At 72.1% G+C, this 23,141-nt stretch carries 17 protein-coding genes; 13 read left to right on the top strand and 4 right to left on the bottom strand.

Going from position 1 to position 23,141, the window contains the following annotated elements:
* The first annotated feature begins 187 nt into the window (after window positions 1-187).
* The 5 genes from CW362_RS27335 to CW362_RS27355 all read left to right on the top strand — a co-directional run bounded on the left by CW362_RS27335 (window position 188) and on the right by CW362_RS27355 (window position 7,274).
* Window positions 188-481, top strand: a complete 294-nt coding sequence (locus CW362_RS27335) for a DUF503 domain-containing protein (RefSeq protein WP_103552217.1) — start codon at window positions 188-190, stop codon at window positions 479-481.
* Between the two features lie 43 nt (window positions 482-524).
* Window positions 525-974, top strand: coding sequence for a 30S ribosome-binding factor RbfA (rbfA, locus tag CW362_RS27340; RefSeq protein ID WP_103552218.1), 450 nt, complete (start codon window positions 525-527; stop codon window positions 972-974).
* Window positions 971-1,876, top strand: coding sequence for a tRNA pseudouridine(55) synthase TruB (truB, locus tag CW362_RS27345; RefSeq protein WP_103552219.1), 906 nt, complete (start codon window positions 971-973; stop codon window positions 1,874-1,876). The genes rbfA and truB overlap by 4 nt, the downstream gene beginning before the upstream one ends.
* A 266-nt stretch (window positions 1,877-2,142) precedes the next feature.
* Window positions 2,143-6,087: a hypothetical protein gene (locus CW362_RS27350; RefSeq protein ID WP_103552220.1), complete on the top strand. Its 3,945-nt coding sequence runs from the start codon at window positions 2,143-2,145 to the stop codon at window positions 6,085-6,087.
* A gap of 233 nt (window positions 6,088-6,320) precedes the next feature.
* Complete coding sequence (locus CW362_RS27355) at window positions 6,321-7,274, top strand: bifunctional riboflavin kinase/FAD synthetase (protein WP_103552221.1); 954 nt, start codon at window positions 6,321-6,323, stop codon at window positions 7,272-7,274.
* 139 nt (window positions 7,275-7,413) lie between these two features.
* On the opposite strand, the gene CW362_RS27360 is transcribed toward CW362_RS27355, so the two are convergent.
* Entirely contained in the window at window positions 7,414-11,319 is a 3,906-nt protein-coding gene (locus CW362_RS27360) for an SCO5717 family growth-regulating ATPase (RefSeq protein ID WP_276313702.1), read from the bottom strand.
* Between the two features lie 491 nt (window positions 11,320-11,810).
* Window positions 11,811-12,104: a DUF397 domain-containing protein gene (locus CW362_RS27365; RefSeq protein ID WP_103552222.1), complete on the bottom strand. Its 294-nt coding sequence runs from the start codon at window positions 12,102-12,104 to the stop codon at window positions 11,811-11,813.
* Between the two features lie 264 nt (window positions 12,105-12,368).
* Between CW362_RS27365 and rpsO the strand changes: the two genes are divergently transcribed.
* The 5 genes from rpsO to CW362_RS27390 all read left to right on the top strand — a co-directional run bounded on the left by rpsO (window position 12,369) and on the right by CW362_RS27390 (window position 17,873).
* The gene (rpsO, locus tag CW362_RS27370; RefSeq protein WP_103552223.1) at window positions 12,369-12,656 is read left to right on the top strand and encodes a 30S ribosomal protein S15; all 288 of its coding nucleotides are present in this window, start codon (window positions 12,369-12,371) and stop codon (window positions 12,654-12,656) included.
* 361 nt (window positions 12,657-13,017) lie between these two features.
* Window positions 13,018-15,234: a polyribonucleotide nucleotidyltransferase gene (locus CW362_RS27375; protein WP_103552224.1), complete on the top strand. Its 2,217-nt coding sequence runs from the start codon at window positions 13,018-13,020 to the stop codon at window positions 15,232-15,234.
* Complete coding sequence (locus tag CW362_RS27380; RefSeq protein WP_103552225.1) at window positions 15,231-16,610, top strand: M16 family metallopeptidase; 1,380 nt, start codon at window positions 15,231-15,233, stop codon at window positions 16,608-16,610. Before CW362_RS27375 ends, CW362_RS27380 begins: the two co-directional genes overlap by 4 nt.
* A 26-nt stretch (window positions 16,611-16,636) precedes the next feature.
* Complete coding sequence (dapB, locus tag CW362_RS27385; RefSeq protein ID WP_103552226.1) at window positions 16,637-17,389, top strand: 4-hydroxy-tetrahydrodipicolinate reductase; 753 nt, start codon at window positions 16,637-16,639, stop codon at window positions 17,387-17,389.
* Between the two features lie 31 nt (window positions 17,390-17,420).
* Window positions 17,421-17,873, top strand: a complete 453-nt coding sequence (locus tag CW362_RS27390) for a tetratricopeptide repeat protein (protein WP_103552227.1) — start codon at window positions 17,421-17,423, stop codon at window positions 17,871-17,873.
* Between the two features lie 66 nt (window positions 17,874-17,939).
* On the opposite strand, the gene CW362_RS27395 is transcribed toward CW362_RS27390, so the two are convergent.
* Complete coding sequence (locus CW362_RS27395; RefSeq protein ID WP_103552228.1) at window positions 17,940-18,497, bottom strand: hypothetical protein; 558 nt, start codon at window positions 18,495-18,497, stop codon at window positions 17,940-17,942.
* A 90-nt stretch (window positions 18,498-18,587) separates the two neighbouring features.
* Window positions 18,588-18,851: a hypothetical protein gene (locus CW362_RS27400; RefSeq protein ID WP_103552229.1), complete on the bottom strand. Its 264-nt coding sequence runs from the start codon at window positions 18,849-18,851 to the stop codon at window positions 18,588-18,590.
* A gap of 268 nt (window positions 18,852-19,119) precedes the next feature.
* Here CW362_RS27400 and thyX point away from each other — a divergent pair, with 268 nt between their 5' ends.
* From thyX to CW362_RS27415, 3 genes are all read left to right on the top strand, one after another.
* Complete coding sequence (gene thyX / locus CW362_RS27405) at window positions 19,120-19,860, top strand: FAD-dependent thymidylate synthase (RefSeq protein ID WP_103552234.1); 741 nt, start codon at window positions 19,120-19,122, stop codon at window positions 19,858-19,860.
* Window positions 19,861-20,071: 211 nt separating this feature from the next.
* Complete coding sequence (gene dapA, locus CW362_RS27410) at window positions 20,072-20,971, top strand: 4-hydroxy-tetrahydrodipicolinate synthase (protein ID WP_103552230.1); 900 nt, start codon at window positions 20,072-20,074, stop codon at window positions 20,969-20,971.
* A 132-nt stretch (window positions 20,972-21,103) separates the two neighbouring features.
* Complete coding sequence (locus tag CW362_RS27415) at window positions 21,104-22,789, top strand: ribonuclease J (protein WP_103552231.1); 1,686 nt, start codon at window positions 21,104-21,106, stop codon at window positions 22,787-22,789.
* Window positions 22,790-23,141: the final 352 nt, after the last annotated feature.

The following is a 23,141-nucleotide window of genomic DNA, read 5'->3' on the forward strand; positions in this document are numbered from 1 at the left end:
GCGGGGAATCGCGTGACCGGCCCCAACCGGCCCCACGGCCGGCCGGGGTGGCGGTCACCCGCCCGGCGTACGGCCGGGGCCCGGAAACCCCGTCGAGCGGGCCGACGGTTCGTTGTACGGTTCTGATGTCCCTGCCAAGCGCATTGGCAGGCCGTCTACCCCGTACCGGCGGGACATCCGGTTACACATGTATGTGGGGACGCTGTCCTTCGATCTGCTCCTCGGCGACGTTCACTCGCTCAAGGAGAAACGCTCTCTCGTCCGGCCGATCGTCGCCGAACTCCAGCGGAAGTACGCGGTGAGTGCCGCCGAGACGGGCAACCAGGACCTTCACCGCAGGGCGGAGATCGGCCTGGCGGTGGTCTCCGGGGACCACCGGCACCTGACCGACGTACTGGACCGGTGCGAACGGCTGGTCGCGGGGCGGCCGGAGGTGGAACTGCTGTCGGTACGACGCAGGCTCCACAGCGACGAAGACTGACGAAGACCGACGCAACACGCAAGGCGAAGAAGGAGACGGACCAGTGGCCGACAACGCGCGGGCGAAGAGGCTGGCGGACCTCATCCGAGAGGTGGTGGCCCAGAAGCTGCAGCGCGGGATCAAGGACCCGCGGCTCGGCACTCACGTCACCATCACGGACACCCGGGTCACCGGGGACCTCCGGGAGGCCACCGTCTTCTACACGGTGTACGGGGACGACGAGACGCGCGCCGAGGCGGCCGCGGGCCTGGAGAGCGCCAAGGGCGTGCTCCGCTCGGCCGTCGGCGCGGCGGCGGGCGTGAAGTTCACGCCGACGCTGACGTTCGTCGCGGACGCCCTCCCGGACACCGCCAGGACCATCGAGGACCTGCTCGACAAGGCACGGGCCTCGGACGCGAAGGTGCGCGAGGTCTCGGCCGGCGCGGCCTTCGCGGGCGACGCGGACCCGTACAAGAAGCCGGGCGAGGACGACGAGGACGACTCGGCTCGATGACGCAGAAGACCAAAACGCCCGACGGGCTTGTCATCGTCGACAAGCCGTCGGGCTTCACCTCGCACGACGTGGTCGCCAAGATGCGCGGGATCGCCAGGACCCGCCGGGTCGGCCACGCCGGCACCCTCGACCCCATGGCGACGGGCGTTCTCGTCCTCGGCGTCGAGAAGGCCACCAAGCTCCTCGGGCACCTCGCGCTCACCGAGAAGGAGTACCTCGGCACGATCCGGCTCGGCCAGAACACGCTGACCGACGACGCCGAGGGCGAGATCACCTCCTCCACGGACGCCTCCGGCGTCAAGCGCGACGCGATCGACGCCGGGGTGGCCAAGCTGACCGGCGCCATCATGCAGGTGCCGTCCAAGGTCAGCGCCATCAAGATCGACGGAGTGCGCTCGTACAAGAGGGCGCGCGAGGGCGAGGAGTTCGAGATCCCGGCCCGCCCGGTGACCATCTCGTCGTTCACGGTGTACGACATCCGTGACGCGGTCGCCGAGGACGGCACCCCGGTGCTCGACCTCGTCGTCTCCGTCGTCTGCTCGTCCGGGACGTACATCCGGGCGATCGCCCGCGACCTCGGCGCGGACCTGGGCGTCGGCGGTCACCTCACGGCCCTGCGCCGCACCCGCGTCGGCCCCTACAAGCTGGACTCCGCGCGCACCCTCGACCAGCTCCAGGAGGAGCTGACGGTGATGCCGCTCGCGGAGGCGGCCGCGGCCGCGTTCCCGCGCTGGGACGTGGACTCCAAGCGGGCCCGGCTGCTGCTCAACGGCGTCCGGCTCGAGATGCCCGACGAGTACGCGGGCGAGGGCACCGTGGCGGTCTTCGGTCCCGAGGGCCAGTTCCTCGCGCTGGTGGAGGAACAGAAGGGCAAGGCTAAGAGCCTGGCCGTCTTCGCCTGAGCACCGCGCGCCCCAGCGGGGCGCGCGGCCGGGCGGACACACGCCCGTGGAGCGGCGGGAACGGGGCCTCGTGCCCGCCGCTCGACGGTCCCCCCTCGGTTCCCCCACCCAAGGGTGTATCCATCCGACCTGCCGTATTCACCCCATCGGGCGGGCGCTCGGAGTGAACCAGGGGAGTAGAAGGGGGCGCTTTTCCCTCACGATCTGTCCCGCTGATCAACTCGCCCCTACCGTCGGATCAAGGAGCACGGCGGGGAGGTTCGAGTATGGCGGGGCGAGGCCCGCGGACCGGGAACGAAGAGGCGGCGGACGGTGCCGGACGGGCGGGGGACGACGCCCTCGTACGCGTCTGTGATCCGGCGGGCCGTCCGCGCGGCACGGGTTTCGCGGCCGATCACCACGGCACCGTGATCACCGCTCACGAGGCGGTCGACGGCCTGGACCGGTTCGTCCTGCACGCCCCCGGCGACCGCACCTGCGTGCTGGGCGCCGACGCCGTCACCCCGCTGCCCGAGCTCGGTCTGGCCCTCGTACGCACCGAAGGCCTCGGTCTCGTCCCGCTCCCCGTCACCGTGCGGGACCACGTCGCGACCGGCACGTACGTCAGGCTCGCCGCGGGCGGCTGGCGCGAGGCGCGCGTGCTGGGTTCCTCCGCCGTGACCCACGCGGCCGTCGGCCGCACCCATCTCCTCGGCGACGCACTGGAGTTGGCGATCGGAACGGCGGGCGCCGACGCGCTCAGGCCCGGCGGCGGAGCGGCCGGGGGACCGGTCCTCGACGCCGGCACCGGCGCCGTGGTGGCCGTCATCGGCACCGCCCTGTCCGCCCGCACCCCGGACGGCGCCGGGCCGGGGGAGGACCCGGCGGGCCGTCGGGTGCCCGGCTTCGCCGTCCCCCTGCGGAGCGCCGCGGGGCCGCTCGCCGAGCTGCTGGCCCGCAACGCGGCCACCGTGCCCGCCTACGGCGCCGATCTGAACCTCGCGGGCGCGCTGGAACTCACCGCGACCTCGGTCGGCTCGGACGGACCCCGTCCACCGGTCCCGCCCGCGGCCGCGGGCGCGTACCCCGGGATCGTCGAACGGGCCGGTGTGGTCAGGGAGTTCGCGGCCTTCGAGAGTGGCCCGGCCCTCGTCCTCGGACTCGTCGGCCCGCCCGGAAGCGGCCGTACGACGGAACTGGCCGCCCTCGCCGCCCGCCGCCTCTACCGCCCCGAACCGGCTCCCACCCTGTGGCTGCGCGGCGCCGACCTCCGCGCCGACGACACCTCGGTGGCGGACGCGGCGACGCGTGCCCTGGAGCGCGCCGGACGGATCGTGGCCGCGTCCCGGCGCGGCCCCGGGGAGACCGGGACGGCGGCCGCGCGGCGGTCCCGGGCCGAGACGAGCGTCCTGCCCCCCGAGGGGTACGGCGGCGAACTCGGCGACATCGCGCCGGACCGCCTGGCCGTCCCCGCCCGCGCCGCGGGCCGTCCCCTGCTGCTCCTCCTCGACGGCCCCGAGGAGATGCCCCCCGAACTCGCCCACCGCCTCCCGGCCTGGACCGGGGAGACGGCCGCCTGGCTGACGGAGACCGGCACCCGGCTCGTGGTCGGCTGCCGGGCGGAGTACTGGGAACGGGCCGGGGCGGAATTCCCGGTGCCGCTGCTGCACCGCCCGACGGCCCACCGGGGAGAGTGGTGGACACCGGACGAGACCGGACAGCCGCCGTCGGACGCCTGGCGTCGCCCGGTGGAGGAACTCGGCGGCCCGGTGGCCGCCCACCGGAACGTGCGGATGCCGGCGGAAGCGGGCCGGGAACCGGCGCCGGATGCCGGAGGGCGGCCGCTCCCGGCCACGGACGGGGCCCTGCCCGCCTGTCTGCCGCTCGGTGACCTGACCGAGAAGGAGGGGCGGCGGGCGCGGGCCCGGGCCGGGATCCCGGAAGGGGCCCTCGTGCCGGCCGACGCCCGCCACCCCCTGGTGCTGTGGCTGCTCTCCGAGGTGAGGGCCGCGCCCGTGGACCTGCCGGCCGGACAACTCGACCGCGACGACGTGTTCGCCGCCCACCTCGACCTCATGTGCCTGCGCGTCGCGGTCCGGCTCGCCGCCGCGAACGGACTGGGCGGCACCGCCGTGCGCCGGCTCGCCGCCCGTGTCTCCGGCCAGGTGCACGAAGCCGCCCGGCGCTGCCTGGGCCCCGGACAGGGCCAACTGGACCGGGCCGCCTTCGAGGACGTCTTCCCCTGGGGCCCCGCCCGGGGACGCCTCGCGGGCATCACCGGCTGGGCGTCCGCCGTCCTCACCGAAGGCCTCCTCGTCCCCGCCGGCGACGGTTACCGCTTCGTCCACGAGGAACTCGCCGACTGGATCCAGGGCGCCCACCTCGACCTGGACCCGGCGCTGGACAGCCTGGTCCACCGCGGGCGCGGCACACCCGGCACCGGCTCCGGGCGCGCGGAGAGCACGGCCCCCGGCCGCCGGCCCGCCCGCCGCGGCCGGTCCGCCTCGCCCGACACCGGGACCCACGGCTCCGGGAACCTCGCCTCCGGGGCGGACACCCTCCCCGTCCCCCGGCACAGGATCGGTCCCGTCGTCGAGGCCCTGCTCCTGCCGGCCCGCCGACAGGCCACCGCCGAACTGGCCTTCCGTCTGGAGGACCTCGTCCACGCGGTCGACGATCTGCTGCCCGAGGCACCCGAACGGCTCGCCGCCGCCCACGACACCCGGCCGGCCGCCTCGCCGGGCGACCCCCTCTGGTGGGCCACCCGTCTCTGCGCCACCGTCCTGCTCCGCGTGCCCGACGCGACCCCGTACATCAGCACGCTGCGGCTGCTCACCGAGCGGATCGTGGAGTGGCGGCGGCAGGGCAGGGCCGTACCGGCGGAGTTCGGTCCGGCCTTCTGGGTGGCGCTGCCCGTCCCGGACGCGGAACGCTTCGACCTGCTCAGGCGTCTGGTGGCCGCCGACCCCCGCCGGGTCCCGGCGGCCGAGCCCCCGCATCACGATGAGGCCCTCGCCGCCCCACGTCATCTCGACACCGTCTCCCGCCTCCTCGCCGCCGACCCCATCGCCGTGCACCGCCATCTCACCGGCTGGTTCGACGACGAGCGGCCCCTCCCCGCGACACCGGACGCGACCGTGGCGACGGCCGCGCAGGCACTGCTGTACGCACACCGGCGGCGTGCCCCCGACGACCTGACCGAGGCACTGCTGGCCGGAGCGCACCAGCGGGGCGACGAACTGCTGGCCGTGCTGGCCGAGGAGGAGCCGTCGGCCGTGTGCCGGGCGGTCGACCGGTGGGCGCGGGACGAACGGCCGGCACGGTGGGCGGCGGCGGTCACCCACGGGCTGCGGGCGGCACCGTTCGCGGCCACCCCGGCCGACCGCGAGCTGTTGCGTCACGCCGCCCTCATCCTGCTCGCCCGTCCCGCCGACCAGGCGCCGCACGGCGGAGCGCTCGGCATCCTCGTGCAGGACCCGCTCACGCGTGCCCGCTGTCTGCCGCGGGCCCTGGAGCACTTCGCGGCCGACGACTCCCGGCTGCCCCCGAACGCGCTGGCCGCCGCGCTCACCACCGACCCGGAGCCCGTGCTCGCCGCCTTCCGCGACCGACTGCGGCGGCTCGGTCCCGACACGGCCGAACTGCTGAGCGCCCTCGCCGACGTCACCACCCCCGCGCTGGCCCGCCCTGTCGCCGCGCTGGTGCGGGAGACCGTGGAGCTGTGGCCCGGGGTCGCCGCGTACATGGCCGCGGACGTGGACCGGCGCATCGACCACGGAAAAGCCCGCCAAGGAATGCTGTTCCCCCTGGTCAGCGGTCTGCTGGAGAGCGGAGGCACACCGGTGCGGACGGCACTCGCCCAGATCCTCGCGGAGCCGGGGGACAAGGCGTCGGACCCGCTGCGGCGCGAGCTGCTCGATCTGCTGCTGGCGCACGAGCGGGACCCGGCCGTTCTCGGCACCGTGCTGAGGGCCGCCGCCGACGGCCTCGACCGCAGGGGCGAGGCACCCACCCGCGAGCTGGTGCGGCGCGTCGGACTCCTCCTCGCCCGCACACCGGCCGGGGCCCTCGCCTTCGACCGGGGCCTGGCCGACCTGGCCCGGCGTGTTCCGGGCTTCGCCACCCTGGTGGCCCGCTGGGTCACCGGCACCCCCGGGGAGTGGTCCGTCCTGGTCGGCCCCGGCACCCGCCACACGATCGAGGACCTGGCCGGGGCGAGGGCTCCCGCCTGAACCACGCCCGCGTACAACCGGCCCCCGCACCGCACCGGACCCCCGTCGCGCGCCACGCCGGACCCCGCGTCGGGTCCGGCACCGCGCACCCCGTCGAACTCGGCGCCGCGTTCCACGGCGCTGAGCGATCGGTCACAGCCCGATGCCGATGCAAGCCGAGAGCGCACGGCATGGCACCCTTAGAGCTGCGAATAAGGCAATCACGGACACGGGTTCGACAAGGAGCGGTCACAGTGCAGCGCTGGCGTGGCTTGGAGGACATCCCCGAGGACTGGGGGCGCAGCGTCGTCACCATCGGTTCCTACGACGGGGTGCACCGCGGACACCAGCTGATCATCCGGCATGCCGTGGACCGCGCCCGCGAGCTGGGCGTCCCCTCCGTCGTGGTCACCTTCGACCCGCACCCCAGCGAGGTGGTCCGCCCCGGCAGCCACCCCCCGTTGCTCGCCCCGCACCACCGCCGCGCCGAACTGATGGCCGAACTCGGCGTGGACGCCCTGCTCATCCTGCCGTTCACCACCGAGTTCTCGAAGCTGTCGCCCGCCGACTTCGTGGTGAAGGTGCTCGTCGACAAGCTGCACGCCAAGGCGGTCGTGGAGGGCCCCAACTTCCGCTTCGGCCACAGGGCCGCGGGCAACGTCGACTTCCTGCGTGAGCAGGGGGAGACGTACGACTTCGAGGTCGAGGTCGTCGACCTCTTCGTGTCCGGCGAGGCGGGCGGCGGCGAGCCGTTCTCCTCGACCCTCACCCGGCGCCTGGTCGCCGAGGGCGACGTCGAGGGAGCGCGCGAGATCCTCGGACGGCCGCACCGGGTCGAGGGCGTCGTCGTCCGCGGTGCCCAGCGCGGCCGCGAGCTCGGTTTCCCCACGGCGAACGTGGAGACCCTCCCGCACACCGCGATCCCCGCCGACGGCGTCTACGCCGGCTGGCTGCACGCCCAGGGCGAGGCCATGCCCGCCGCGATCTCCGTGGGCACGAACCCGCAGTTCGACGGCACCGAGCGCACGGTGGAGGCGTACGCCATCGACCGTGTCGGCCTCGACCTCTACGGTCTGCACGTCGCCGTCGACTTCCTCGCCTTCGTCCGCGGCCAGGCCAGGTTCGACTCCATCGAGGCCCTGCTGGTGGCGATCGGCGACGACGTGAAGCGCTCACGGGAACTGATCGAGGCGTACGACGGGGAGTAGACCCTCCCGGTCGTTCCCGGTCCTTCCCAGCCCTTCCCGTTCCGACTCCGCTCCGGCACACGAAGACCCGCACCGTCCGTGAACGGTGCGGGTCTTCGCGGTTCTCCGGCGCCCGGCCCCTCGGCGGAGCCGGCCGCCGCTACTGCTGCGGGGGCGCCGGAGGCGGCGGGGTCTGCCCCTGGTGCGGCGGGTGGGGCTGACCGGGCTGGAACTGCTGCCCCGGCTGCGGCTGCGGCTGCTGCGGGTGTCCCTGCGCCGGCGCCTGCGGATAGGACTGACCGGGCTGCGGCGGGTAGGGCTGACCGGGCTGCGGCGGGTAGGGCTGTCCCGGCTGGGCGTACGGCTGTCCGGGCTGCGGCTGGTACGGAGCCTGACCCGGCGCGGGCGCCGTCGGCACCTGCTGTCCGGGAGCGTGGTGCCCGGGAACCCGCTGACCCGGGACGTACTGACCCGGCATGGGCGGCGCGGCCACCGGCGGCGGGTTGCCGTCGTTGGTCCACAGTCCGTGCGACTGTTGGTGCCGCGCGAAGTCCTCGGCGACCAGCGCGGACAGGTTGAAGTACGCCTCGCGCACCTTGGGCCGCATCATGTCGAGATCGACCTCGGCGCCCGCGGACAGGTGCTCGTCGAACGGCACGACCACGACACCGCGGCAGCGCGTCTCGAAGTGGCTGACGATGTCGTCCACCTTGATCATCTTGCCGGTCTCGCGGACTCCGGAGATGACGGTGATCGACCGCGCGACGAGGTCCGCGTAGCCGTGCGCCGACAGCCAGTCCAGCGTCGTACTGGCGCTGCTCGCCCCGTCCACCGACGGCGTCGAGATGATGATGAGCTGGTCGGCGAGGTCGAGCACCCCGCGCATGGCGCTGTACAGCAGACCCGTGCCGGAGTCGGTCAGGATGATCGGGTACTGCTTGCCCAGGACGTCGATCGCGCGCCGGTAGTCCTCGTCGTTGAAGGCCGTGGACACGGCGGGGTCGACGTCATTGGCGATGATCTCCAGTCCGGAGGGCGCCTGGGAGGTGAACCGCCGGATGTCCATGTACGAGTTGATGTACGGGATCGCCTGGACGAGGTCACGGATGGTGGCGCCGGTCTCGCGACGCACCCGGCGGCCGAGCGTGCCGGCGTCCGGGTTGGCGTCGATGGCGAGGATCTTGTCCTGGCGCTCGGTGGCGAGCGTGGAGCCGAGCGCGGTGGTCGTGGTCGTCTTGCCGACGCCGCCCTTGAGGCTGATGACGGCGATCCGGTAGCAGGAGAGCACCGGGGTCCGGATCAGTTGCAGCTTCCGCTGCCGCTCGGCCTCTTCCTTCTTCCCGCCCAGCTTGAAACGCGACGACGCGGCGGCCGGGCGACCGCTCTTGGCCTTCTGCCGCTTGTTGTTGAGCAGCCGGTCGGACGACAGTTCCACCGCCGCGGTGTACCCGAGCGGGGCCGCACCGGGATTGGTCGGCTGCCGTTGGTCGTGCCGCACGGGCTGCGGCCAGGCGGTACCGGTCCGCGGGTCGACGGGGGCGGCGGGCTGCTGCTGCGCGGGCGGCGGGCCCGGCTGGTACGGAGGCTGTGGCTGCCCGCTCCCCTGCTGGGCCGGCGCCGGGTGAGGCGGGGCGGTCTGTGCCGGGGGCTGCGGCTGTCCACTCTGCTGCGGCTGCGCGAGGTCGTAACCGGGCTGCGGAGCGGGGGACTCGGCCGTCGGCTGCGGGAATCCGTACCCCTGCTGAGGAGCGGGGGCCGGGGCGTGCGGCGGCACGGCGTCCGACACGGGGGCGGCCGGGGCGGGCCCCGGGAACCCGTAGCCGGGGACCTGCGGGGCGGTCGGCTGGGGCGTCTGCCGGTCCTGGGGCTCGGGGTTCTGCTGCGGGAATCCGTAGCCCGGGGCGGGCTGGGCGGGTGCCTGCTGCTGCGGGGCGGGGGCGCCCTGCTGCGGGAACCCGTGGCCGGGGGCCTGCGGAGCGACCGCTTGCGGAGCCTGCGGGCCCTGGGGCGAGGCGGTGTGGGCCGTCTGCTGGTCCCCGGGCGCGGTGTCCGGCTGCGGGAACCCGTAGCCGGGGGCCGGGGCGGGCGGGGCCGCCGGAGCCGGGGCGGGCGGGGCCGCCGGAGCCGGTGCGCCGGGCCCCGGGAAGCCGTAGCCGTCCTGCGGGGCGGGCGCCGGGGCCGGGGTGCCGGACCCCGGGAACCCGTAACTCCCCTGCTGCGGCGGGGCCGGTGCGGGAGCCGTGGGCGCGGGGGCCGACGCCACCGGGGGCTGGGCCTGCGGCGGAACAGGCACGGGGTTCTCGGGTCCGGCCTGCTGCACCGGAGCGGGCTGCTGCGGTGCCGGGGGCTGGAACGGCTGGCCGGGCGCGGGGACCGGAGCGGGGGGCTGGAAGGGGCGGCCGGGCGCGGGTGCCTGCGCGGCCGGGGGCTGGAAAGGCGCCCCCGGTGCCGGTGCCGGTGCCTGCTGCGGTACCGGCGCCTGGTACGGCACCCTGCTCTGCGCGGCCGGAGCGGGCTCCGTGGCGGCGGGCCACTGGGGGGCCGACGCGGGGGCCGCGGGCTGGTAGGCGGGCGGCAGCGGCGGCAGCCCGCCCCCCGGCAGCGGCGGCGGAGCCCAGGCGGGAGGCGTGTCCTGCACCCCCACGGGCTCCTCCGGCCGGACCACGGGCACCGCGTCCTGCGGCTCGTGGTCCTGCGGCTCGTGGTCCTGGGGCTCGCCGGGCTGGAGTGACGCGTCCTGAGGAACGGCACCCTGGAGCCGGAAATCGTCGGTGCCGTGGGCACCGGCGTCCGGACCGGCCCCGTCGTCCGTGGGGCGGGGTTCCGCGGCGTCCGCGGCCCGGTCCTCGCCGTCGGTCCCGGCCGTGTCGGTGTCCGGCTCCTCGACGGACCCGGAGGCCGGGGAAGCGGCGACGGAGTCGGCCGGGGCGGTCCGGTCCGCCACCGGTACGTCGGCCGCGGTCACGCGCCGGGACTGGGAGGCGGCCTCCAGCGACTGGTAGGCGAGCACGGGGTCGATGACGGGCTCGGGCGCGGCCACCGGCCGGGCGTGGGCCATCTGCCCGGACCGATCGGCGTGTTCGGGCCCGGTCACGGGCGCGCCCGTGGTCTCGGCCCGGTCCTCGCCCCGTGCCGCGCCGCTGTCGCCGTCGCTGTCGCCCTGGTCGTCACCTTCGGTGGTGCCGTCCTCGACCCTCGCCGAGTCCTCGGCCTCCGTGCTCCCGGTCTCCGTGTCCGCGTCCCCGGAGCCGGCCGCGGGTGCCTCCCCGGGCCCGGCGTCCTCGGCGGCCGCCCGCTCGGCGATCTCACGCTTCAGCGCGACGGCGGAGAACCGCATCGTCGCGCCGCTCTCGAGGTCCCCGTTCCCGGAATCCGGCGCGTCGGGAGCGGTGGCGGAGGCGGCGAGGGGAGCGGCGGGCGTCCACGGCCCCTGGAATCCGCCCGCGGGAAGGCTCGGCAGAACGGCCGGGCCGCCGACGACGTCGGCGACAGGAGCCGGGGCGGCCGCGTGGGTCTGTACGGCGTGGGGCTGCGCGACGGGCTCCGGGCCGGCCACCGGAGCGTCGACGGCCGGCGCGTCCTCCGAGGACGACGAGCCACCCGCGGACGCCGAATCCTCCGAACCCCGCGACTCCTGCGGCTCCTCGGACTCCTTCGAGCCCTCGGCCTCCTTCGAGCCCTCGGCCTCCTTCGAGCCCTCGGCCTCCTTCGAGCCCTCGGCCTCCTTCGAGCCCTCGGCCTCCTTCGAGCCCTCGGCCTCCTTCGAGCCCTCGGCCTCCTTCGAGCCCTCGGCCTCCTTCGAGTCCGCGGACTCCTCGAGACCGTCGGACTCCTCCGAGTCCTCCGAGTCCTCCGGAGCCTCCGAGCCACCCGGACCACCCTGTGCCCGCGCGTCGCCCGTGTCCCCCGAACCCCCGGCGCTGTCCGAGGCGTTCTGCGTGTACCAGGCGGGCGGCGCGTAGTCGATGGTGAACTCGCCCGTCGTCTCGGCGGCGGACTCGGCGTCGGACTGGTCATCGCCGGGCGTGGCCCAGCCCCCGCGGATCCCGTCCCGATCGCTGTTCACAATTCCTCCTGGTGTGGTCGAGCACCCTCGCGTCGTGCAGGGCCGACCGTCTGCTTGTCGTCCGCTGACGTTCACGGACGACCGAGGCCGCCCGAAGTCCGTACGAGACCGCCCGAATTGACCGGCCCCCCGGATAACGCGAGCCTCCCGTCCATAGGTTCAGGCGTCGCGCCCGGTCCCAGCCTAATCACCATGGCTGTTCACGGGGCAGGCCCGTCCACCCGGCCGCGGCGGCCCTTTACGGCACACCCTGCCCAGAAGTGGCCTGCGCACGCTCACGATTGGCATCGAAAGCGGACAAACAGCGGCACGGTGCGTCCACTTGTCGCACGGCCACCCGCCCGGCGCCCACGTGCCTTCCCCGCCCGCCCGGCGTCCATGTGCCTCCCACGGGGGAACCGTCGCGAGGCGGACGGGCGGAGCGGACAGACGAAAGGGCCGACACGGAGATGTCGACGTCTCCGCACCGGCCCCGGGTTCCCGGCAGTCGGCTACTCCGCCGGACCGCCCGCGTGGGGAGCGGGCTCCAGGTCGAACTCGCCGTCCCGCGCGCCCAGCACGAAGGCCCGCCACTCGGCCTCCGTGTACCGCAGGACCGTCCCCGGGTCGAGCGAGGACCGCATGGCCACCGCGCCCCCGGGCAGATGGGCGATCTCGACCCGCTCCTCGTGCTCCTCGGTGCCCGGCGCGCTCTGCCATTCGACGCCCGAGATGTCGAGGGCGTAGAGCTCGTCCTTCTCCCGCTCCTTGCGCGCCCTGACGTCGTTCTCCGCTTCCTCGGCCATGTTCCGTCGGCCCCTTCCCCACGTACGAATGACCTCTGCCGTCACCCTAGTGGCCCGGTCCGCGCCGTCCGGGAAGGTTCGGATACCCGGACAGACGTATCCGCCCAGGCTGGTACCCTGTGTAACGGCCGTTTGTGTACGCACCCCCGGAGCACCGCTCTGGAGGCCGCGCCCAGCGGATCCCGCCTCCCGAGTCACGGAAGCTCCCCTGAGAAGTGGACCAGGGGCACTCGGTGGCAGACATTGAGACTACGAGGAGTACGCGTGTCGCTCGACGCCGCCACGAAGAAGCAGATCATCAGCGAGTTCGGTCAGAAGGAGGGCGACACCGGCTCCCCCGAGGTCCAGGTCGCCATGCTCTCGCGCCGCATCTCGGACCTGACCGAGCACCTCAAGACGCACAAGCACGACCACCACTCCCGCCGTGGTCTGCTGATCCTGGTCGGTCAGCGTCGCCGCCTTCTCCAGTACCTGGCCAAGAAGGACATCCAGCGCTTCCGTACGCTGGTCGAGCGCCTGGGCATCCGCCGCGGTGCTGCGGGCGCCAAGTAAGACGCCGTGAAGGGAGCGGTTCCCACTTCTTGGGAGCCGCTCCTTTTGCTGTACGTGCTGCCGGACGCTCTCTCTACGTGCGGAGTGTCACCGACGCTTTGTAGTGTAGTAGCACAACGCAATACGCAGGAAACAGCACGTACGAACACAGCGTGACGGTGCCGTACCCGCCGGGTAGGGCATCTCACGACAACGAACGAGGAGAAGCGCGCCTCATCGCCGCCGGTCCTCGGTAGTGGCCCCCGGGCGCGAGAGCCCGGGTGCTTCGATCGAAGACCGGCCCGCACGAGAAGGAGCGCTTCTCCGCCACCGTCCCCCTGCCACACGGGCAGGACGGGACGAAGACGAGGAGAAAACGCTAGTGGAGAACGAGACCCACTACGCCGAGGCCGTTATCGACAACGGTTCCTTCGGCACCCGCACCATCCGCTTCGAGACGGGCCGCCTGGCCAAGCAGGCCGCCGGCTCCGCCGTCGCGTACCTGGACGACGACACCATGGTGCTGTCGGCCACCAGCGCTTCCAAGAAGCCCAAGGACCAGCTCGACTTCTTCCCCCTGACGGTCGACGTCGAGGAGCGGATGTACGCCGCGGGCAAGATCCCCGGCAGCTTCTTCCGCCGTGAGGGTCGTCCCTCCGAGGACGCCGTCCTCACCTGCCGTCTCATCGACCGCCCGCTGCGTCCGTCCTTCAAGAAGGGCCTCCGCAACGAGATCCAGGTCGTCGCCACGATCATGGCGCTCAACCCCGACCACCTGTACGACGTCGTGGCGATCAACGCCGCCTCCGCGTCCACCCAGCTGGCCGGTCTTCCCTTCTCCGGCCCGGTCGGCGGCGTCCGCGTCGCGCTGATCAACGGCCAGTGGGTCGCGTTCCCGACGCACACCGAGCTCGAGGACGCCGTCTTCGACATGGTCGTCGCCGGTCGCGTCCTCGAGGACGGCGACGTCGCGATCATGATGGTCGAGGCCGAGGCCACCGAGAAGACGATCCAGCTCGTCAAGGGTGGCGCCGAGGCGCCGACCGAGGAGGTCGTGGCCGCCGGCCTCGACGCCGCGAAGCCCTTCATCAAGGTCCTGTGCAAGGCGCAGTCGGACCTCGCCGCGAAGGCCGCCAAGCCGACCGCCGAGTTCCCGATCTTCCTCGACTACCAGGACGACGTCCTGGAGGCCCTCACCGCCGCGGTCAAGAGCGAGCTCGCCCAGGCGCTCACCATCGCCGGCAAGCAGGACCGCGAGGCCGAGCTGGACCGCGTCAAGGAGATCGCCGCCGAGAAGCTGCTCCCGCAGTTCGAGGGGCGCGAGAAGGAGATCTCCGCCGCGTACCGCGCGCTGACGAAGAAGCTCGTCCGCGAGCGCGTCATCAAGGACAAGGTCCGCATCGACGGCCGCGGCGTCACGGACATCCGTACGCTGGCCGCCGAGGTCGAGGCCATCCCGCGCGTGCACGGCTCGGCGCTGTTCGAGCGTGGCGAGACCCAGATCCTGGGCGTCACCACCCTCAACATGCTCCGCATGGAGCAGCAGCTGGACACCCTCTCCCCGGTGACCCGCAAGCGCTACATGCACAACTACAACTTCCCGCCGTACTCCGTCGGCGAGACGGGCCGCGTCGGCTCCCCGAAGCGCCGCGAGATCGGCCACGGCGCGCTCGCCGAGCGCGCGATCGTGCCGGTCCTGCCGACCCGCGAGGAGTTCCCCTACGCGATCCGCCAGGTGTCCGAGGCCCTCGGCTCCAACGGCTCGACGTCCATGGGCTCGGTCTGCGCCTCCACCATGTCGCTGCTCAACGCCGGTGTGCCGCTGAAGGCCGCCGTCGCCGGTATCGCCATGGGCCTCATCTCCCAGGAGATCGACGGCCAGACGCACTACGTCGCCCTCACCGACATCCTCGGTGCGGAGGACGCCTTCGGCGACATGGACTTCAAGGTCGCCGGCACCAAGGAGTTCGTGACCGCCCTCCAGCTCGACACCAAGCTGGACGGCATCCCCGCCTCCGTCCTGGCCGCGGCCCTCAAGCAGGCCCGCGACGCCCGCCTCCACATCCTCGACGTGATGATGGAAGCGATCGACACGCCGGACGAGATGTCCCCGAACGCCCCGCGGATCATCACCGTCAAGATCCCCGTGGACAAGATCGGTGAGGTCATCGGCCCCAAGGGCAAGATGATCAACCAGATCCAGGAGGACACCGGCGCCGAGATCACGATCGAGGACGACGGCACCATCTACATCGGTGCCGCCGACGGCCCGGCCGCCGAGGCCGCCCGCGCCACGATCAACGGCATCGCCAACCCGACCATGCCGGAGGTCGGCGAGCGCTACCTGGGCACCGTCGTGAAGACGACGACGTTCGGCGCGTTCGTGTCGCTGCTCCCGGGCAAGGACGGTCTGCTGCACATCTCGCAGATCCGCAAGCTCGCCGGCGGCAAGCGCGTGGAGAACGTCGAGGACGTCCTCGGTGTGGGCCAGAAGGTCCAGGTCGAGATCGCCGAGATCGACTCCCGCGGCAAGCTCTCCCTGATCCCCGTGGTCGAGGGCGAAGGCGACGACGACAAGAAGGACGACACCGACCAGTGACGTCGAGTAGCTCCACGACGACGGCCCGCACCTCTTCGGAGGCGCGGGCCGTCGCCCGTACCCAAACCCTCATCAAGGGCGCGAACGGCATCGGCACGGTCCGCAAGACCACCCTGCCCGGCGGCCTGCGCATCGTCACCGAGACGCTCCCCTCGGTGCGCTCCGCCACGTTCGGCATCTGGGCGCACGTGGGCTCCCGCGACGAGACGCCGTCCCTGAACGGCGCCACGCACTACCTGGAGCACCTGCTCTTCAAGGGCACCTCGCGCCGCAGCGCGCTGGACATCTCCTCGGCGATCGACGCGGTCGGCGGCGAGATGAACGCGTTCACGGCCAAGGAGTACACGTGCTACTACGCGCGCGTGCTCGACACCGACCTGCCGCTGGCGATCGACGTCGTCTGCGACATGCTGACCGGCTCGCTGATCCTCGAGGACGACGTCAACGTCGAACGAGGAGCCATCCTCGAAGAGATCGCGATGACCGAGGACGACCCGGGCGACTGCGTGCACGACCTGTTCGCGCACACGATGTTCGGCGACAACCCCCTCGGCCGCCCGGTCCTCGGCACCGTCAACACCGTCAACGCCCTCACCGCGGACCGCATCCGCCGCTTCTACAAGAAGCACTACGACCCGACGCACCTCGTCGTGGCCTGCGCGGGCAACGTCGACCACAACAAGGTCGTACGCCAGGTGCGCGCCGCCTTCGAGAAGGCCGGCGCCTTCAAGAACGCGACGGCCGCCCCCATCGCCCCGCGCGACGGCCGGCGCAGCATCCGCACGGCGGGCCGCGTCGAACTCCTCGGCCGCAAGACCGAGCAGGCCCACGTCGTCCTCGGCATGCCGGGCCTGGCCCGCACCGACGACCGCCGCTGGGCCCTCGGTGTGCTGAACACCGCCCTCGGCGGGGGCATGTCCTCGCGCCTGTTCCAGGAGGTCCGCGAGAAGCGCGGCCTGGCCTACAGCGTGTACTCGTACACCTCGGGCTTCGCCGACTGCGGCCTCTTCGGCGTCTACGCGGGCTGCCGCCCGAACCAGGTCCACGACGTCCTCAAGCTCTGCCGCGACGAGCTCGACCAGGTCGCCGAGCACGGCCTCTCGGACGACGAGATCGGCCGTGCCATCGGCCAGCTCCAGGGATCCACGGTCCTCGGCCTGGAGGACACCGGCGCGTTGATGAACCGCATCGGCAAGAGTGAGCTGTGCTGGGGCGAGCAGATGTCGGTCGACGACATGCTCGCCCGGATAGCGTCGGTCACCCCCGACGAGGTCCGCTCCGTCGCCCGGGACGTCCTGGGACAGCGGCCCTCGCTGGCGGTCATCGGCCCGGTCAAGGACAAGCAGGCCTCCCGACTGCACGACGCGGTCGCGTGAATCCCGTCTCGGTAAGGAACGAAGCAATGAGCAAGCTGCGCGTGGCGGTCCTCGGTGCCAAGGGCCGGATCGGGGCCGAGGCGGTGCGAGCCGTCGAGGCCGCCGAGGACATGGAGCTGGTGGCCGCGCTGAGCCGCGGCGACAAGCTGGAGACGCTGGTCGAGGCCGGTACCCAGGTCGTGGTCGAGCTGACCACCCCGGCCTCGGTGATGGGCAACCTCGACTTCTGCGTCCGGCACGGCATCCACGCCGTGGTCGGCACCACCGGCTGGACCGAGGAGCGCCTCGCACAGCTCGGCACCTCGCTCGCCGCGTCCCCGGAGACGGGCGTTCTCATCGCGCCCAACTTCTCCATCGGGGCCGTGCTGACGATGAAGTTCGCCGAGGCCGCCGCGCCGTACTTCGAGTCCGTCGAGGTCGTCGAGCTGCACCACCCGAACAAGGTGGACGCCCCCAGCGGCACCGCCACGCGCACCGCTCAGCTCATCGCCGCGGCCAGGGAGCGCGCGGGCAGCGCCCCGCAGCCCGACGCCACGGTGACCGCCCTGGACGGCGCCCGTGGCGCCGACGTCGACGGCGTCCCGGTGCACGCGATCCGGCTGCGCGGCCTCCTGGCCCACCAGGAGGTCCTGCTCGGCGGCGAGGGCGAGACCCTGACCATCCGCCACGACTCCCTCCACCACAGCAGCTTCATGCCGGGCATCCTGCTCGGCGCCCGCCGCGTGGTGACCACCCCGGGCCTGACCTTCGGCCTGGAACACTTCCTCGACCTCGGCTGAGCCGGGGACGTACGACAGTTAGCCGGCAGACATGCGCGCGAAGATCACCTATGCCGTCACGGCCGCCGTCCTGGTCGTCTATTTCGTCCTGGTCGGCAGCCGGGGCGTGCTGCTCATCCAGAACGGCACCCTGATCACCGTCACCTTCGGTGTCGCGGTGCTCATCCTGCCGGTCATCGGCATCTGGTTCCTCTGGCAGAACACCCAGTTCGTCCGGAAGGCCAACCGGCTCGCGGCCGTGCTCGACTCCGAGGGCGGGCTGCCCGTGGACGAGCTGCGGCGCACCGAGGGGGGCCGCATCGACCGCGACTCGGCCGACGAGGTCTTCGCCCGCCGCAAGGCCGAGACCGAGGACGCCCCGGACGACTGGCGCAACTGGTTCCGCCTCGCCGTCGCCTACCACGACGCCCGAGACACCCCGCGCGCCCGCAAGGCCATGCAGAGGGCCATCGCCCTGCACGAGGGCAGGACGCTGGAAGCCTGATCAGGGGCCGTACGGCGAAGGGGCCGGTCCGCACATCGTGCGGACCGGCCCCTTCGCCGTGATGTCTCAGGCCCGGCGGTACTCGTCGGCCCACACCTCGATGACGTCCGCCGCCCGGTCGAAGGCCTCGGCGCGCGCCAGGAAGTCGGCGTTGTGCGTGGTCATCAGCGGCGGCACGTCCCCGGGCGCGCGGTCCGCGCTCACCAGCGTCAGGGCCTGGCCCTGAACCGTGCGCGGCAGCCCCAGCCAGCGCACCGGCTGCTGGACCGTGCGCACCGCCACGACCCGCTCCCACGGAGTCGTCCGCGTGAGGAAGAAGCCCACCCGGCGCAGCCCTCGGGCACTGACCCACACCCCCATGCGCAGCAGCCGCAGCGCGCACAGGACGACGGCCGTGGCGACGGCCATGCAGACCGCGGCGCCGGACAGCGTCCCGGCGACGGCGATGACCACGGCCGCGACGAGCACGTACGAGGAGAGGAGCAGGACGAGTGCGGCCGCGCCCACCCGCCAGGGGCCGGGCCGGTAGGGGCGCCGCCAGCGGTCGCGGTCGTCGAAGGGCAGCGCGACATCCTCCGCCGCCTCGTCAAAGGCGCGGTCCGCCGTCAGAAAGGGCAGGGGCACGACTGATCCTCACTCGATCCACGCATGGGCAGTGCCCGGTGAGGTTATCGAGCCGGTTGCGGGCCCACCACCCTCGGGGGTCCGGAAGGGTCAGCGGCCGTCCGACGCCACGGAGTGCTGCGTCTGCGCGGGCGGCGCATCCTGTGACAGGGCGGGCATTCCGAGGATCAGGGACCCGGCGAGCCCGGCGATCAGTGTGAGGCCGAAGAGCACCCGGCCGGCCAGCTGTCCGGCGGAGGGCCGCTCGCGGGGCGGGGGAGCGACGTTGCTGCGGAACTGGTCGGCTTCGGCGGTGAAGGCGAACGGGACGGGCGCGCTGGGGGCACCTCCCGGCGGTAGCTGGGGGAGGGACATGGGCGGTGCTTCTCCTCTGGGGACCTGCTGGGTACGACGACGGGGTGATCCGGGCGACCGGGGTGATCAGGTGGAGAGCGACGCGAACCGCTCGAACACGCCCTTCTCACTCATACAGACGGCCGAACGCTACAAGAGGTGCCCGGAATCACCGAATTCGCAGAAGTTCGCCGATGAATGTCGGGGCCCGGCACCGAACGCCCGTTGTCGGTGCCGGGCCGTAGAGTGGTCGCCGCCCGAGCCAGTGATGGGAAGGACCCTCCGCACCGTGACCGACACCCCGGCCGACGACCTCAAGCCCCTCTTCCGCAGTGATGTCACCGTCGAGCTGATCAAGCACACGGCCTCCGACGCCGACGTGCTGTTCGCCGCCCGTGTCTCCACCGCGGGCGAGCAGTCGCTGGAGGAACTGCAGAAGGACCCGGAGCGTTCCAAGGGCCTGATCAACTACCTGATGCGGGACCGCCACGGCAGCCCCTTCGAGCACAACTCGATGACCTTCTTCGTCAGTGCTCCGATCTTCGTCTTCCGCGAGTTCATGCGGCACCGCGTGGGCTGGTCGTACAACGAGGAGTCCGGCCGCTACAGGGAGCTGGAGCCCGTCTTCTACGTTCCCGGTGAGGACCGCAAGCTGGTCCAGCAGGGACGCCCCGGCAAGTACGAGTTCGTCCAGGGCACCCCCGAGCAGCACAAGACCGTCACCGCGGCCATGGAGGAGTCCTACCGGCAGTCCTACGCCGCGTACCAGGAGATGCTGGCGGCCGGCGTCGCCCGCGAGGTCGCCCGCGCCACCCTCCCGGTGGGTCTCTTCTCCTCGATGTACGCCACGTGCAACGCCCGGTCCCTGATGCACTTCCTCGGTCTGCGCACCCAGCACGAGCTGGCCAAGGTGCCGTCGTTCCCCCAGCGGGAGATCGAGATGGTCGCCGAGAAGATGGAGGCGGAATGGGCGGAGCTCATGCCTCTCACACACGCGGCGTACAACGCCAACGGGCGCGTGGCGCCGTAACGCGCCTCCGCGCACCGGCCCGGCACAGATGTACGGATCAACCGAGGGAAGTGTCCGTATTGCGGCATTTCGCGAAGTTCATCTAGCCTGATCAAACGGACTCGGCACTGCTTGAACCCCCGAGCAGGCAGTGCCGGGTTCCATCTTTGTCGTGCTTTGTCATGGCCCCCGAGGGCAGACCACGCGGTGAGCAGCGAGTAGCGTATTACCCATGGCTCCGATCTCCACTCCGCAGACCCCCTTCGGGCGGGTCCTCACCGCCATGGTCACGCCCTTCACGGCGGACGGCGGACTCGACCTCGACGGCGCTCAGCGTCTCGCGGCCCACCTGGTGGACGCAGGCAACGACGGCCTGATCATCAACGGCACCACCGGTGAGTCCCCGACCACCAGCGACGCGGAGAAATCGGAACTCGTACGCGCCGTGCTGGAGGCGGTGGGCGACCGCGCCCACATCGTCGCCGGCGTCGGCACGAACGACACCCGTCACAGCATCGAGCTGGCCCGCGAAGCCGAGCGGGCCGGCGCGCACGGCCTGCTCACCGTGACGCCCTACTACAACAAGCCCCCGCAGGAAGGCCTGTACCGGCACTTCTCGGCCATCGCCGACGCGACCGAACTGCCGGTCATGCTCTACGACATCCCCGGCCGCAGCGGCGTACCGATCAACACCGAAACCCTGGTGCGGCTCGCCGAGCACCCGCGTATCGTCGCGAACAAGGACGCCAAGGGAGACCTCGGCCGCGCCAGCTGGGCCATCGCCCGCTCCGGCCTCGCCTGGTACTCCGGCGACGACATGCTGAACCTGCCGCTGCTCTCCGTCGGCGCGGTGGGCTTCGTCTCCGTGGTCGGTCACGTCGTCACCCCGGAACTGCGCGCGCTGCTCGACGCGTACCTCTCGGGGGACGTCCAGAAGGCCACCGAGATCCACCAGAAGCTGCTCCCCGTCTTCACCGGCATGTTCCGCACCCAGGGCGTCATGACGACCAAGGCCGCGCTCGCCCTCCAGGGCCTGCCCGCCGGTCCGCTCCGCGCCCCGATGGTCGAACTGTCGCCCGAGGAGATCGCCCAGCTCAAGATCGATCTTGGCGCCGGCGGGGTAGAGCTCTGACCACAGACTTCACAACTGAATACGCCTGACCCGCGGGCCACGGGCCCGCACCCCACACAACAGCTACTGCACGAACGTCACGCGCGCCACGTGCCTTGCCAGGCACGTGGCGCGCGTGGTGAGGAGAGTCTTTTGAGTCATCCGCATCCTGAACTCGGCGCACCGCCGGTCCTCCCGAAGGGCGGCCTGCGGGTCACCCCGCTCGGCGGTCTCGGCGAGATCGGCCGGAACATGACGGTCTTCGAGTACGGAGGCCGCCTGCTGATCGTCGACTGCGGAGTGCTCTTCCCCGAGGAGGAGCAGCCCGGAATCGACCTGATCCTGCCGGACTTCACGTCCATCAGGGACCGCCTCGACGACATCGAGGGCATCGTGCTCACGCACGGCCACGAGGACCACATCGGCGGTGTCCCGTTCCTGCTGCGCGAGAAGCCGGACATCCCGCTGATCGGCTCCAAGCTGACCCTCGCGCTCATCGAGGCGAAGCTCCAGGAGCACCGCATCCGGCCCTACACGCTCGAAGTGGCCGAGGGCCACCGCGAGCGCATCGGCCCCTTCGACTGCGAGTTCGTCGCGGTCAACCACTCCATCCCGGACGCCCTCGCGGTCGCCATCCGCACCCCCGCGGGCATGGCCGTCCACACCGGCGACTTCAAGATGGACCAGCTCCCGCTGGACGGCCGCCTCACGGACCTGCACGCGTTCGCCCGACTGAGCGAGGAAGGCATCGACCTCCTCCTCTCGGACTCCACGAACGCCGAGGTCCCGGGCTTCGTCCCGCCCGAGCGCGACATCCAGAACGTGCTGCGCCAGGTCTTCGCGAACGCCAGCAAGCGGATCATCGTGGCGAGCTTCGCCAGCCACGTGCACCGCATCCAGCAGATCCTCGACACCGCCCACGAGTACGGCCGCAGGGTCGCCTTCGTCGGCCGCTCGATGGTCCGCAACATGGGCATCGCACGTGACCTCGGCTATCTGAAGGTCCCGCCGGGCCTGGTCGTCGACGTCAAGACGCTCGACGACCTCCCGGACCACGAGGTCGTCCTCGTCTGTACGGGATCCCAGGGCGAGCCGATGGCCGCGCTCTCCCGCATGGCGAACCGCGACCACCAGATCCGGATCGTCCAGGGCGACACGGTGATCCTGGCGTCGTCACTGATCCCCGGCAACGAGAACGCGGTCTACCGCGTCATCAACGGCCTCACCCGCTGGGGCGCCAACGTCGTCCACAAGGGCAACGCCAAGGTGCACGTCTCCGGCCACGCCTCCGCGGGCGAACTGCTGTACTTCTACAACATCTGCAAGCCGCGCAACCTGATGCCGGTCCACGGCGAATGGCGCCACCTGCGCGCCAACGCCGAGCTGGGCGCCCTGACCGGCGTCCCGCACGACCGGATCGTGATCGCCGAGGACGGCGTCGTCGTCGACCTGGTCGAGGGCAAGGCGAAGATCTCCGGCAAGGTCCAGGCGGGTTACGTCTACGTCGACGGCCTCTCGGTCGGCGACGTCGGTGAGCCCGCGCTCAAGGACCGCAAGATCCTCGGGGACGAGGGCATCATCTCGGTCTTCGTGGTGATGGACGCCAGCACCGGCAAGCTCACCGGCGGCCCGCACGTCCAGGCCCGCGGTTCCGGCATCGACGACTCGGCCTTCGCCGACGTCATCCCGAAGATCACGGAAGTCCTGGAACGCTCGGCCCAGGACGGCGTGGTGGAGCCCCATCAGCTGCAGCAGCTCATCCGCCGCACGCTGGGCAAGTGGGTGTCCGACACCTACCGCCGGCGCCCGATGATCCTCCCGGTCGTCGTCGAGGTCTGACCCTCGGTCAGGTCTCCACCAGGAGCGGAGCTCCTCGATTTGCATCGGGGCGCTCCGCTCCAGTACGTTTACGTCTCCACCTGAACGGGAACCCCGAAGCCTCATGCTCCGGAGCCGGTCCCGAACGGGGCGGGAATTCCGACTCAGAGAATCTGATAAAGTCGGAGCCGCTGGAAAGGGAAACGCGAAAGCGGATTACCTGAAAAGCGCCGAGGAAATCAGGTCCTGAAAGATCTGATAGAGTCGGAAACGCAAGACCGAAGGGAAGCGCCCGGAGGAAAGCCCGAGAGGGTGAGTACGAAGGAAGCGTCCGTTCCTTGAGAACTCAACAGCGTGCCAAAAATCAACGCCA

This window comes from Streptomyces populi (assembly GCF_002911015.1).
GTDB lineage: Bacteria > Actinomycetota > Actinomycetes > Streptomycetales > Streptomycetaceae > Streptomyces > Streptomyces populi.